Annotated in this window: 2 protein-coding genes; one reads left to right on the top strand and one right to left on the bottom strand. The window is 69.6% G+C overall.

The window, feature by feature from the left end; all coding sequences use genetic code 11:
- The first annotated feature begins 16 nt into the window (after nucleotides 1-16).
- Nucleotides 17-733 (top strand): M50 family metallopeptidase, encoded by a 717-nt coding sequence (locus DTA22_RS35385; RefSeq protein ID WP_112302496.1) that lies wholly within the window; start codon nucleotides 17-19, stop codon nucleotides 731-733.
- Here the strand turns inward: DTA22_RS35385 and DTA22_RS35390 are convergent.
- Nucleotides 668-15,373 carry a non-ribosomal peptide synthetase gene (locus tag DTA22_RS35390; protein WP_112302497.1) on the bottom strand — a complete coding sequence of 4,902 codons (14,706 nt, stop codon included), beginning with the start codon at nucleotides 15,371-15,373 and terminating at the stop codon, nucleotides 668-670. The genes DTA22_RS35385 and DTA22_RS35390 overlap by 66 nt on opposite strands.
- Nucleotides 15,374-15,392: the final 19 nt, after the last annotated feature.

Below are 15,392 nucleotides of genomic sequence, written 5' to 3' on the forward strand. Positions count from 1 at the left end.
CGTACACTCGGCGCCGATGACTGGAATTCAATCGCTGTGGGAGCGCATGAGCGCCGTCAGCCCCGCGCCGGCTCCCTGGATCGTTCAGGTCACGGCGGTGGTGGCGGTGATACTCGTCCTCGAACCGCACGCCTGGCGGCTCACCCGCAACGTGGTGACCATCGTGCACGAGGGCGCGCATCTGGTGGTCGCCCTGCTGTTCGGCCGAACGCTGAAGGGGGTGCGGCTGCACTCGGACACGTCGGGTGTCGCCATCTCGTCCGGTAAACCGACCGGGCTCGGCGTGGTCCTCATGACGTTCGCCGGTTACGTGGGTCCCGCCGTTCTGGGGCTCGGCGCGGCCTGGGTGCTGGGCACCCAGCACGCGGTCGCGGTGCTGTGGATCGGTGTCGTGGCTCTCGCGGCCATGCTGATCCTCGTCCGGAACCTGTACGGCTTGTTCTCCCTCACGGTGGTGGGGGCGCTGCTGTTCGGACTCGTGTGGTTCGGGACGCAGGACCAGCAGGTGGCCGCGGCATATCTGATCACCCTGTTCATGCTCGTCGCCGCGCCGCGCCCGGTCCTCGAACTGCAGCGGCAACGCGCCCGCGGCGCAGCCCCGGAGTCGGATGCGGATCAGCTGGCGCGGCTCACCCGCGTTCCCGGCATCGTCTGGGTGGCCTTGTCCCTACTCGTGACGCTGAGCTGCCTCGCCCTGGGTGGATGGTGGATTCTCCGTCCCGTCGGCGGCTGAGGCGCCCGCGAGGTATCCGGCCAGGATCGGCCCGATGACGGCCAGCGCTTCCGGGTCGGTCATCCGCGCGTGAGGGCGGTCGACGGTGTGGGCGATCACGTCCCCACCGATCCACGGTCGCCACGTCCCGCTCGCTGCAACAGGTTGGGATCCGTCCCCGGCAGCGCCGAAGAACACCAGGCTCCCATCGAAGTGTCGCGGAACGAAGTCGGCGGCAGCGTCGACGACGTCGACGTAGTCCTCGTACAACCGGGTCAGCTGCTCCGGCCCGAGCTGCTCCGACGCCGCGCCGCCGAATTCCGTGAGCAGTTCCGGCAGTGTCGGTGCCGGGGTGTCCCGCTCCGCCGACGCGTAGCTGTCGATCATCGCGAGCACACGCACCTCCTCGCCGACCGAGCGCAACTCGACGGCCATCGCGTGCGCGATCACGCCCCCGACCGAGTACCCGAGCAGGTGGTACGGCCCCCGCGGCTGCACACGGCGAATCTCTTCCACATATCGATGGGCCCGCTGGGCGATAGACGAAAACCGTTCGACGGGCACGGTCACGGCGGGGGACTGCACACCCCAGACGGGACGGTCGGGGCCGAGATGCGCACTCAGTCCCGCATAGCACCAGGCCAACCCGATGGCCGGATGGACGCAGAACAGCGGCTCGCGACTGCCGTCCGGATGCAGCGGCAGCAGCACCCCGAGCCCGGCGGAGGTGTCGGAGGCCGCGGCGAAACTCGACGAGATTCTCGCGGCGATGCTCTCCGCGGTCGCGTCGGCGAAGAACCAGTCGAGCCGGACCTCGACCCGAGTCGTGGCGTGCAGCCGTGACGCCGCCCTGGTCGCGGACAGGGAGTTGCCGCCCAGTTCGAAGAAATTGTCGTCCAAGCCCACCAGGCCTGTGCCGAGAACGTCCGCGAACACCGCGGTGACCAGTTTCTCGGTGCGGGTCGTCGGGGGACGGAACCGCTGCGCCCGTGGCACACCCGGATCCGGAAGCGCCCGCCGATCCAGCTTGCCGTGCGGTGTCGACGGCAGCGCCGCCAGCACCACGATCTGGTTGGGCACCATGTACCGGGGCAGCCGCTGCGCCAGTTCCGCCGACACGGCACGGGTATCCACCACCATGCCCGGACGCGGCACCACGTAGCCGACCAGGCGGGCCCCCGTGCCGGCTGATTCGTACACGGCCACCGCGGACTGCGCGACGGCGGCATTGTGTCGCAGCGCCGTCTCGATCTCCTCCAGTTCGACCCGCTGGCCGCGGATCTTCACCTGGAGATCGCGCCGGCCGAGGTAGTCGATCGTGCCGTCGCTGCGGCGACTCACCACGTCGCCGGTCCGGTACATCCGGTGACCGGGCGGTCCCCACGGATTCGCCGGGAATCGGGAGGCCGTCACCCCCGGCTGCCCGAGATAGCCGCGCGCCAACTGGGCACCCGCCAGGTAGAGCTCACCCGGAACGCCGACGGGCACCGGATGCAGCCGCGAATCCAGCACGAGCACGCCGACGCCCCTCTGCGGCACGCCGATCGGGACGGTCGCGTCCACGGTTTCGACGACGGTACGGGTCACGGCGACCGCCGTCTCGGTCGGGCCGTACTCGTTGTACAGCACGGCGGCCGGGCACCGCGCGTGGACACTGTGTGCCGTGCCGGGCGGCAGGACCTCCCCGCCGCAGGACACCTGTCGCAGTGACGTGAGGTCCGCGTCGGGGATCGCCAGGATCTCGGCCAGCATCAAGGGAAGGAAGTATCCCGCGGTCACCCGGTGCCGTCCGATCAGCCCGGCGAGATGCCGCGGGTCGCGGTGGCCGTCCGGACGAGCGATCACCAGCCGCGCACCGGCGATCAGCGGCCACCAGAATTCGCGGACCGAGGCGTCGAACGTGTACTGCAACTTGAGCATCACCGTGTCGTCCGCGCCGAGCGGGTCGGTGTCCTGACGCCAGTTCAGGAAGCTCACGACGGCCGCATGGGTCACGACGACACCCTTCGGGGTGCCCGTCGACCCCGACGTGTGGATCACGTACGCGGGGTTCTGCGCCCGCAGGGGCGCGATCCGGTCCAGATCGGAGAACGGCGACGGATCGATACCGGAGAGGTCCACCCGGTCGATGACGGAGAGCAGCGTCTCCGTGGGCAGGACGTCGGAGAGGTCGAACCGATCGCGCTCGGTGGTGAGGACGGCGCGTGCGGCCGACGACCGGATGACCTGGGCGTTGCGCTGCGCGGGCTGATCGGGGTCGATCGGCACGTACGCCGCCCCCGCCTTCGCGACGGCATACATTCCGACCAGGAGATCGACGGAGCGGCGAATCGCCAGGCCCACCATGGCCTCCGGGCCGACGCCGGCGCCGATCAGGTGCCGGGCGAGGCGATTGACCTGTTCGTCGAGTTCACGATAGGTGAGTGTTCGGTCTCCGGAGACGACGGCGATCGCGTCGGGTGCGGCGGCGACCTGCCGCTCGAACAGATCGACGAGTGTCTCACCGGAAGACGGCGCCGCGGTGGGGATGTCCGGGTCCGGATCGAGGAGGGCGAGGTCGCCGACGGCCGTACCCGGTTGTGCGACGGCCTCGCTCAACGTCCGGATGAAGCGTTCGCCGATGTCCGCGACGGTGTGGTGGTCGAACAGATCGGTGGCGTACGTGAATACGGCTGCGCGCCGGGGACGTTCCGTCCACGGGTCCGGATCGGCGGTCACGGTGAGTTGCAGGTCGAATCGGGCCGACCGGGTAGGGGGAGCCATCGCCGACACCCGGAGTCCGGGCAGGGCGAGCTGGGCGTGATCAAGGTTCTGGAACGCGAGGGCCACCTGGAACAGCGGATTGCGTGCGCGTGACCGGGCGGGATCGAGCACCTCGACCACGGTTTCGAACGGAACGGTGGAGTGCGCGAACGCGTCCAGGTCGCCTTCTCGTACGCGGCCGAGCAGTTCCGCGAAGCTTTCCGCGGGAATCACCTGGGTGCGCAGGACCAGGTTGTTGACGAACATGCCCACCAGTTCGTCGAGGGCCTGATCCCCGCGTCCCGCGACGGGAGTGCCGATCACGATGTCGGTGGATCCGCTGAGCCTCGCGAGGAGCACCGCGAACGCCGCGTGCACGACCATGAACGGGGTGACGGCAAGGGTCGTGGCGGTGTGCTCGACCGCACGGTAGAGAGCGTCGTCGAGCGCGAATTCGACTGTGCCGCCGCGGTGCGACGCGATGGCGGGATGCGGCCGGTCGGCAGGGAGGGACAGCTGTTCCGGCGCACCCGACAACGTGTCCTTCCAGTACGACAGTTGCTGCGCGGCAACGGACTGTGGATCGTCGCGGTCGCCCAGCAGTTCGTGCTGCCACAGGGTGTAGTCCGTGTACTGGACGGGCAGTTCGGCCCACCGCGGCGCCGCGCCCGAGACCCGCGCCTGGTAGGCGGTCATCAGATCGCGGACGAGTAGCGGCACCGAGAACCCGTCCGCGCTGATGTGATGGATCATGACGGCGAGCACCCACTCGTCGGGGGCGAGGGCGAACAGCCGCGCACGGATCGGCGGTTCGGCGCCCAGCGCGAAACCCTTCGACGCGAACGTCGCGACCCGCGCGCCGACGTCACCGCGGGGCACGGGTACCGGTCGGAGCGTGGGAGCGGCCCGCGACACCGGGACCAACTGCTGGTACGCGACGCCGTCGTTGTCGGGATACAGGGTGCGCAGCGGCTCGTGACGGCCCACCACGTCCGCGACGGCCGCGGTGAGGGCATCGACGTCGAGCGTCCCGGTGAGCCGCAATGCCATCGGGATGGTGTATTCGGGGGAGCCGGGGGCGAGGCGGGCGAGGAACCACAGTCGTTGCTGCGCAGGCGACAGCGGCACGCGGGCGGGGCGCGGACGCACGGTCAGGGCGACGTGCGTCGCGCCGTCGGTCTGCTCGGCGACGGTCGCCGCGAGCGCGGAAACGGTCGGCGTGTCGAACAGCGCGCGCACCGGCACCGTCGTCTCCAGCGCGGCACCTATCCGGGACGCGGCACGCGTGGCGGAGAGGGAACTGCCGCCCAGGGCGAAGAAGTTTTCGTCGCGCCCCACGAGGTCGAGTCCGAGCACCTCGGCGAACGCTGTCGCCACCACCCGTTCGGCGGGCGTGTGCGGCGCCTCGAACTCGGTGGCCGCAGGAACGGGGTCGGGTAGTGCCGAGCGGTCCAGCTTCCCGTTCACGGTGAGCGGCACTGCGTCCACCACGACCACCATCGCGGGCACCAGCGGCATCGGCAGGCGCGTCGCCGCGAAGCGGATCAGCTGATCGGGATCGACTGTCTCGTTCCGTGCCGGGAGCACGTACGACACGAGTGCGTCGACGCCGTCCCGCAGTTCACGCACATCGGTCGCCGCGAATCGCACGGCCGGATGGGTGAGGAGGGTCGCGTCGACCTCGCCGAGTTCGATTCGGACGCCACGCAGTTCGATCTGCGAGTCGTTACGGTACAGATACTCGATCGACCCGTCGCGACGCCACCGGCCCACATCGCCCGTCCGGTACATCCGCTCCCCGGAGGTGCCGAACGGGGAGGCGACGAAGCGTGCGGCGGTCAACGACGGTCTGCTATGGTAGCCGCGGGCGACGCCCGGCCCGCAGATGTAGAGTTCGCCGGCCACTCCCGTCGGCACCGGGTGCAGACGCGAATCCAGCAGGAGCACGGCGGCGCCGCGGACCGGACGGCCGATCGTGACCGGCTCGCCGGCCGCCATGGGATCACTGATACTCGTCATGATCGTCGTCTCGGTCGGACCGTAGCCGTTGTACACGGCGATCTGTTGCTGCGCCGCGCACACCGCAACGAGTTCCGGCGGGCAGGGTTCGCCGCCCACCACGACGACCCGCAGGTCGTGCAGGCCGCGCGGGTCGACGGTCGCCAGCACCGTAGGCGTGGTGAACACGTGGCTGACCCGCTCGCGGGCCAGCAGGTCGGTGAGTTGATCGTCGCCCTGGACCGTCGGCGGTGCGAGCACCAGGCAGGCGCCCGCACCGAGCGCGAGCAGCATCTCCAGCACCGCGCCGTCGAAGCTGGGAGACGAAGCGTGCAGCGTGCGCGACGACGCCGTCACCGAATACCGGTCCCGCTGTTCCGCAGTGAAGTCGGCGAGACCGGTGTGGGTCACCACCACTCCCTTGGGGTTTCCCGTCGAACCGGACGTGTAGATCACGTACGCCGGATGGCGCGCATCCAGCGGCCGAGCACGGTCGGCATCGGTGACCGGGGCCGAAGAGTAACCACGACATTCGGTTCGGAAGTCCGGGTCGTCGAGCACCAGCCAGTCCGTATCGTCCGGCAGGGCCTCGCGGTCCGCGGCGGTGGTCAGCCCGAGGGCGGCGCCGGAGTCGGCCATCAGATACCGGACCCGCGCGGCGGGGTAGTGCGGGTCGACGGGCACGAACGCGGCACCCGTCTTCGCGACCGCCCACACGGAGACGACGGACAGGGCGGACCGCGGCACCCCGAGCGCCACGAGTGCCCCGGGTCCCACCCCACGCAGCAGCAGGGCGCGGGCGAGCCGATTCGACTCGGCGTCGAGTTCGCGATACGTCATCGACCGGCCGTCCGCGGTCAACGCCGATCCTCCTGGATTCTGCCGGGCGGCGGCGGACATCAGGTCGGGCAGGGTGCGTTGCGGCAACGACGGCGGTCCGTCGTGCCGCGCCTGCTGCTCCGCGACGTCCCGCACGTCGACGTCGCCGATCACCACGGCCGGGTGGGCCAGCGCGGCCCGCAGAATGCGCTGGAATCGGTCCGCGAATCCCGCGACCGTGGCGTCGTCGAACAGATCGGTGGCGTAGGTGAAGACGCACGACAACGGTCCCGGGTCGCCCGCGTCGTCGACCGATTCGGTGACCGTCAGCTGCAGGTCGAATTTAGCGGTGTGCGTCTCGATCTCGACGATCTCGGCGGAAACCTCCGGCAGATCGATCACGACCGGCACCGTGTTGTGATAGGCGAGCGCCAGCTGGAACAGTGGATTGCGACTACGGGATCGAGCGGGCGCGACCGCCTCCACAACTTCCTCGAACGAGACGTCCGCGTGGGCGTACGCGGCGAGATCGACATTGCGCACGCGGGTGAGTATGTCGGCGAACGTGTCGTTCAGCGCGACGTCTGTCCGTAGCACCAGTGTGTTGACGAACATCCCGACGAGGTCGTCGAGTGCGCGGGGCCCGCGTCCCGCGATCGGCGTGCCGACGACGATGTCCGAGGTGTCGCCGAGCCTGGCCGCGAGGACGGCCAGCGCCGCGTGCACCACCATGAACGGAGTGGCGTCGTTCGTGCGCGCGAGAGCACGAATCCGCCGATGAATCTCGGCGTCGAGAGTGCACTCGACGCTCGCGCCGCGGTGCGTCGCGACGGGCGGGCGGACACGGTCGAACGGCAGGGGGAGCAGTTCGGGCAACCGGGACAGGGTCTGCGTCCAATACGCGAGGCCCCGTTGTCCGTCCTGCATGTCATGCTGCCAGAGGGCGTAGTCGGCGTATTTGACGGGGAGGGGCGTCCAAACCGGAAGGTCGCCCCGCGCCCGAGCGCGATACGCCGTCATCACGTCCCGGGCGAGCGGTCCCAGCGAGAACCCGTCGGCACTGATGTGATGGACGACGAGGGTCAGTACCCACTCGTCCGCGCTGACCGCGAGAAGTTCGGTGCGAACCGGGGGTTCGGCAGTGAGGTCGAATCCCGCCGACAGCAGGTCGCGCACCCGGCCGACCGGGTCCGTCGTCTCCCGCACCGTGCACGGCGGCACCGCGGAGGCGGGAAGAACGTGCTGGCAGGGGATTCCGTCGTGCTCGGGGTAGACGGTGCGCAGGGGTTCGTGCCGTTCGATCACGTCACCCACCGCCGCACACAAGGCCGATTCGTCGAGCGTGCCGGTGAGGCGGAGCACGACGGGAATGCTGTCGGTGGCCGAGCGGCCGTCGAGACGGTTCAGGAACCACACTCGCTGCTGGGCGAGGGACAGCGGCACGTGGGCGGTCGGGGCGTGGGGGAGGAGGGGCGGCCGCTCGATCGCGTGTGTTCGTTTCGCGAGATACTCGGACAGTTCAGCGACCGTCGGGTGGTCGAACAGTTCACGGATGTCGACGGATGTTCCCAGCGCGGCTCCGACGCGGGCGACGGCCTGCGCCGCGGTCAGCGAGTTTCCGCCCGCCGCAAAGAAGTTGTCGTTTCTTCCTACCCCGCCACTGCCGGTGACCTCCGCGAACACGAACGCGACCACGTCCTCGGTGGGGGTGGCGGGCGGATCGGATGCAGTCTGCGCGGGCGCCGGTTCCGGTAGGGCGGCGCGATCCAGCTTTCCACTGGTCGTCAGCGGCAGCGCCGGGAGCGGGACGACGGCGGAGGGAATCATGTAGGCCGGGAGCAGACCGGCGAGACGGTCGGCGATCCGGCGCTCGTCCGGCGGCGCACCGTCCGCGGGCACGACATAGGCGATCAGCCGGTCTCCCGTTTCCGGGTCGCGGTGCACCGTGACCGCCGCGTGTGTCACCGCCGGGTCGGACGTGAGTGCGGACTCGATCTCGCCGGGTTCGATGCGCTGGCCGCGGAGTTTGATCTGGAAGTCGCTGCGCCCGAAATACTCGAGCCGGCCCGACTCGTTCCACCGCACCACGTCGCCGGTGCGGTACATCCGGCCGCCCGTTCCGCCGAAGGGGTCGGCCACGAAGCGTTCGGCGGTCAGATCGGGGCGCCCGGCATATCCGCGCGCCACATACGCACCGGCAAGGTACAACTCGCCCCTCGTCCCGACCGGCACCGGTCGGAGCCGGCTGTCGAGTACATACGTACGTATGTTGTGAACGGGACGGCCGATGGCGACCGCGGTGCCGAACTCGTTGCCGTCGAACAACTCCGAGGTCGCCGCCGCCGCCTCGCACGGGCCGTACCAGTTGTACAGCCTGGCGGTACTGCGTTCCCTGAATCGCGATGCCGTCGCCGCGGACAGAGGTTCACCCGCCGAGTACACGCGGCGCAGCGTCGGGAGCGCCCGCGGCCCGCACTGGTCCAGGAAGGCGTCGAGCATCGACGGAACGACATGGAGAGTCGTGATCGACTCCTGCGCGATGATGCGAGCGAGGTAGCGGGGATCGCGGTGGCCGTCGGGTTCGGCGATCACCACCCGTGCACCGGTGTGTAAGGGCCACAGCAGTTCCCACGCGGAAATGTCGAAGGTGAGCGGGGTCTTGTGCAGTACTGCATCGGAACCGTCGAGCGGAGTCAGCGTCTGCGCCCAGCGGAACTGGTTCACCATCATCTCGTGGGTCACCGTCACGCCCTTGGGTCGACCGGTGGAACCGGACGTGTAGATGACGTACGCGGCGTTCGCCGGATGCAGCGGTGCGCGTCGCTCGGAATCCGTGATCGATCGGGGGGCGTACCCGGTGAGGTCGAGCAGATCGAGATCCACGACGGCGACTCCGTCCGGGACCGTGCGATTCCGGGAATCGGACGTGAGGACCAGCGCGGGTGCGGCCGAGTCGATGACGAGTGCCGTTCGCCCGAGTGGGTGCTCGGGGTCCATCGGCAGGTAGGCGCCGCCGGCCTTCAACACCGCGTGCAGCGCGACGAGAAGCTGAATCGAGCGGGGAGCCGCGACACCGACGACGGTTTCCGGTCCGATTCCCTTCGCGACGAGATACCGGGCGAGCCGATTCACCCGTGCGTCGAACTCCGCGTACGTCAGTCGATCCGGGCCGAAGACCACCGCAACGGCTTCCGGGGAACGCGCGACCTGCGCGTCGAACAGGTCCACCAGGGTCTGCGAGGGCACCGGTGCGTCCGTCGCGTTCCAGGTGCGCAGAACCCGCTCGCACTCCTGATCGCCGAGGAGGTCGAGCCTGCCGAGGACGACGTGCGGATCCCTGCCGATGCACTCGAGGACGCGGCCGGCCCGGGCGAGCAGGGCTTTCTCGTCGTACCGTCGCGACCGGCACTTCGCCGTCAGCCGGAGGGTCCGGGACACCGTCACCGCGAGCGTCACGGCGTAGTGCGAGGCGTCGTGTGCGCGAATGCCTTCCAGCGAGAGTCCGTCCACGGGTTCCGGCAGCGCGGTGCGGTCCACGGGGTACGACTCGAACGCGACCAGCGTGTCGAACAGCGGCGCCACGCCGACCGCCTGCTGGATGTCCGCCAGACCCAGGTGCTGGTGTTCGAGGAGACGGACGTGGTCGGCCTGCAGGCGGGTGAGCAGTGCGGCGGTGTCGATGTCGGGGTCCAGCGGAATCCGCACGGGCACAGTGTTGACGAACAACCCCACCGCACTCTCCACACCGGCGAGGTCCGCGGGCCTGCCGGACACGGTCGCGCCGATCACGACGTCGTCCCCGGCGGTCGCCTGCCCGAGAACAATTCCCCAGGCCGCCTGCACGACGGTGCTCATTGTGACGCCGAGTTCTGTTGCTCGCGCGGTCAGGTTCCGGGTGTCGTCCTCGCTCAGCTCCAGCACCGCCTCGGATGTGCTGGGGGTGGGCTCGGCCAGGGTGGCAGGCTCGGTGATGCCGTCGAGTGCCGCGACCCACGCCCGCGCCGACGCGGCGGCATCCCTCGCCGCCAGCCATTCCAGGAAGTCGCGGTACGGGCTCGAATCCGGCGACTCGGTGCGGACGTCGTCGCGTTGGTAGGCGGTGAAGAGTTCGCGCACCAGCAACGGCATGGACCAGCCGTCCAGCACGATGTGGTGGGCGGTGATCGCCAGTTCGGCGCGGTTCGGCACTCGCATCAGCAGGGTGAACCGAATCAGCGGTGGGGCAGACATGTCGAAGCGGGTGGTGCGGTCGTCGAGCAGGATCTCCTCGGCACCATCGTCCGTGAGGTCGACGTGCCGCCACCGCAGCGGCACGTCGTCGAGCACGAGTTGCACCGGGACACCGCGACTGTCGCGCACGAACGCGGTGCGCAGGTTCGCGTGTCCCGCGACGACGGCGACGCACGCGCGCCGGAGCCGATCCTGATCGAGGCGCCCGGACAGGGTCAGGATCACCTGCATCGCATACGGATCGACATCCGTGCCCGCGAGCGCCGCGTGGAACAGCAGGCCCGACTGCAACGGCGTCAGCGGCCACACGTCGAGCAGACCCGGACGGTCCCGCTCCCACTCGTCGATGTCGTTCCGGTCCACGGCGACGAGCGGCAGATCGGACGGGGTGAGCCCACCGGCGTGCGGAGAACGCGCCACCGCGGCGAGCGCCGTCAGCGCCTGCTCCCACAGATCGGCCAGCGCCCGCACGTCCTCGGATCCGATCGCACCCGTCGGGTAGGCGAAGGTGGCGTCGAGGACGCTGTGGGTGGTGAGCGCGGTGATGTCGATCAGCGCGGTGACCGGCATCGACGGCTCGGCCGACGAGAACATGGTCGTGCCGTCCCGCACCGGGCGCCAATCACGTTCGGTCGCTGCGGTATCGAGACGACCCAGGTAGTTGAAGGCGATCTGGCCGACGCCGCCCCCCGGATACCGCAACAGCCCGTAGCCGACGCCCTTGTCGGGCACCGCACGCAACTGTTCCTTGACCAACTTGATCGCGGTGCTCGCGGAGCGGCCGCCCGCGAACGCCTCGTCCAGGTCGACGTCCCCGAGGTCGAGGCGGATCGGATAGATGCTGGTGAACCACCCGACGGTGCGGGAGAGGTCGGCGCCGGGGAGCACCGCCTCCTCGCGGCCGTGGCCCTCGAGCCGGATCACCGGCGCGGTGGCCGGTCGTCCCCGCCGGCGCTGCCACTGCGCGAGGGCGAGGGTGAGGGCGGTGAGCAGTGCGTCGTTGACCTCACAGCGGAAGGCGGCGGGGAGTCCGGTGAGCAACGAGTGCGTGACGGTCGCAGACACTTCCGTGTGGATCCGCTCCACGGTGGAATTCACGTCACGCCGCGCGTCGAGGGGGCGGGTGCCGAGCGGCGAATCCTCGTACGCGGTCATCTCACGCCAGAACGCCAGCTCGGACCTGCGGCCCGGCCGCTGCGCCTCCTCGATCAGGCCGTGCGACCACCGGCGCAGCGAGGTGCCGACCGGTGCGAGAGTGGGCGATACCCCCGCCTCCACCTGCGCCCACACTGCAGCGAGATCACCGATCAGGATTCGCCACGAGACCCCGTCGATCACCAGGTGATGGGCGACGAGGAGGAGCCGCCCGGCGCGGGTGGTGTCTTCCGGTCCGGGGTCGAGCCAGACGCACTGCATCATCACGCCCGCAACCGGATTCAACCGGCGGATCGCGGACTCGTGTTCCGCCCGCGTCCGCTGCGCCGGGTCGGCGTGGGCGGACAGCGGGACCCGTAGGATCGTGCCCCCCGGCAGCGGTGTGCCTGCCGGGCTCACGGTGAGAAACGCCGTCCCGTCCGAGCCGCGCACGAGGCGCGCCCGCAGTGCGTCGTGCCGATCGACGACGGCGCCGATCACACAGTCCAGCGTGTCGGGATCGATAGCGCGTGGCAGTTCCACCACCACGGCCTGGGCGTATCGGTCGATGACGCCTGCTCGGTCGAGGAGGAATCGGGCGGCCGGGGTGAGCGGCATGTCGCCGATCCCGCCGCCCGGAAGTTCCGCGAGGGTGGGTCTGTCGACGCCGTGTCCGGCCACTTGGCCGAGACGGAAGATCGTCCGCTGCTCGAACACGTCACGCGGAGTGAACGAGAATCCCGCACGCCGCGCTCGGGAGGCCAATTGGATCGCCATGATGCTGTCGCCGCCGAGCGCGAAGAACGACTCGTCCACACCGAATTCGGACGTCCCGAGGATGTCGGCGAAGAGGGCGTGGAGCGTCCGTTCGCGCTCGGTGTCGGGCGCGGTCCGGGAACGTGACCGGAGGCTGTGCTCGGGGAGAGCAGCGTGGTCGAACTTGCCCGATGGGGTCAACGGAATGTGGGGGAGCACGACGACGGCGGCCGGCACGAGATGCGGGGGCAGTTCGGCGGCGAGGAACGACAACAACTCCTGCTCGGTCACGGTGTCGGCGCCCACCACATACGACACGAGCTGATCGCCGGCCGACTGCGCGCGAATCACGCTGACGGCGAATCGAACCGCCGGATGCCGGCGGAGTGTGGCGTCGATCTCGCCGGGTTCGACGCGCAGACCCCGGAGGTTCACCTGTTCGTCGCTGCGTCCGAGGTACTCGAGTTCGTGGTCGCGGGTCCAGCGGACGGTGTCGCCGCTGCGGTACATGCGGGTGCCCGGCGGCCCGTACGGATCGGCGACGAACCGTTCCGACGTCTGCCGGGCATTGCGGTGATAGCCGCGGGCCAGGGCGGTCCCCGCCACATACAGCTCGCCGACCACTCCGACGGGGACCGGACGGAGCCGGTGGTCGAGGACGACGGCCCTCGTTCCGTGGATCGGCCGGCCGACGGTGACGGGTCCCAGCTCGGTGAGGGGCTCGCTGACCGTCGCCATGACGGTGGTCTCCGCCGGACCGTACGCGTCGATCATTCGGCATCGGGAGGCCCACCGGGACAACAGTTCCGGTGGACACTTCTCACCGGCGACGACGAGGGTGCGCAGACCTCCTCCGGGTTCCATCGACGCCAGGACCGACGGGGTGATCACCGCGTGTGTGACACGTTCGGTGGCTATCAGCTGCGACAGAGGGGCACCGCCGAACACTGCGGGTGGGGCGATGACGAGAGCAGCGCCGGAGCCGAAGGCCATCAGCATCTCGAAGACGGAGGCGTCGAAGCTCGGCGAGGCGACATGCAGAACCCTCGCCGCGCTGTCGAGATCGAGCCGGGTTCGCTGTGCGGAGACCAGATTGGCGATTCCGCGGTGGGTGACCACGACTCCCTTGGGAACTCCCGTCGATCCGGAGGTGTAGATGAGGTAGGCGGCGTCGTCGAGTCGTATTGCCGGCGTAGGGAAATCGTGGACGCTCGGGCCGACTGTCTCGTCGAGCAGTAGCCACTCGGGTTTGTCCGGCAGTGTGGTTGCGTACTCCGCGGACGTCAACCCGACTGCCGCGTGGGAGTCGTCGAGCATGTGCTGAACGCGGGGGACGGGGTAGTTCGGATCCACCGGCAGGAAGGCGGCCCCCGTCTTCGCGACGGCCCAGACCGCGCAGACGTAGTCGGACGACCGAGGCAGAGCCACCGCGACGATGTCGCCGGACTCGACGCCACTCCGCGCCAGCGCCGCAGCGATCCGATCCGATCGGCCGTCGAGTTCGCGGTAGCTGATCGTGCGGCCGGCGCTGACGACGGCGGTCGCGTCCGGATGCTGTGCGGCGGAGGCGCGGAACACGTCGGCGAGCGTGACCGGGACGCTGTCGGGAGGTCCGGGGAAGGGGACCAGCGCCGCGGTTTCGTTCTCGGTGAGGACCGGGAGTTGACCGATCGGGTGGGCGGCATCGGCGTCGAGAAAGTACCGGAAGTACCGGAGGAATCTCGTGTGGTGTCCCGCGAGCTCGTCCTGCGAATACAGTCGCGGGTTCGCCTTGAAATCGAGGTGCACACGTCCGCGGGGACCGTACCGATACAGGTTCACCAGGAGGTCTTCGATCGGACCCGAGGACAGCACATGCAATTGGCTCCGCAGCGAACCGAGTTCGAACTCCGCGGGGAACAGCATGATGTTGACGGCGGGGCCGAACAGTCGCGGCCCGGACACCGTGTTCCCGAGGTCCGCGCGGATGTCCTCGTGCCGGTACCGCTGATGTCGCAGGGCGCCCGACATCACGAGTCGCGTGCGGGACACCAGATCGCCGATAGTCGCCGTCCCCGCGGACGTGAAGCGCAGCGGCACCACATTGGACACCATGCCGCCGGACCGGCGCAGCGCCGCCGTCGTGCGGGCCGACACGGGCAGGCTGAGCGTGACGTCGTCCTCTCCGGTCATTCGCGCCAGATAGCTCGCGACCGCGCAGACGGTGAGCGTCGCGGGATTGACGCCGTGCGCTGCCGCGCATTTCTCGAGCTGATCGACGGCCTCGGTGCTCAACGTTCCGCTGACGTCCCGGGAACCGGCGGTCGCCGGGGCGGATCCGCGCGCGAGGGTGCTCGCGTGCGTGACACCGCGCATCGTCTCGGTCCAGTAGTCCCGGTCGGACTCCCGGCGGGCGGAGGTGCGATAGTCGGTCTCGAGTTCCTGGATGCGCCGCAGACCGACGGGCCTGCTCGCGGGTGGCGGCAGTCCGTGCACCGCGGCGGTGTACAGCGCGGCGATCCGGTAAAGCATCGTGACGGACCCGAAACCGTCCATCGCGATGTGGTGGGCGCGCGAATACCAGAAGTAGTGGTGGTGCCCGACGTGGAGAAGGAACGAGACGGTCAGGCGGTCACGTTGGATGTCGATCGGATCGGCGGTTTCGGTGCGCATCCACGTGTGCGCCGATCCCTCGGGGTCCGGCGTATCCCGGAAATCGAGGTAGCCGACGGGAGCGTCCAGGCTCGGTTCCACCCATTGCAGCGGTTGCCCGTCGACCTCGGAGATCTGCAGGAAGAACGACTCGAACTCGGCGGCCGCCCGGACACATGCGGACGTCAGGACGCCCCGGTCGAGATCGCCGTGGATGTCGACGTACTGGGCGACCGACACCGGAACCGTGGGCTCGACGTGCTGCGCGAGCCACATCCCCGTTTGCGCGGGTGACAAAGGGAACGCGCGCGCCGACGAGTCTCCGGGACCAACCGAGGTCGGTGAACTCATCGCTGACTTCTCTCACGCA

This window comes from Rhodococcus wratislaviensis, assembly GCF_900455735.1.
Taxonomy (GTDB): Bacteria; Actinomycetota; Actinomycetes; order Mycobacteriales; family Mycobacteriaceae; genus Rhodococcus_F; species Rhodococcus_F wratislaviensis.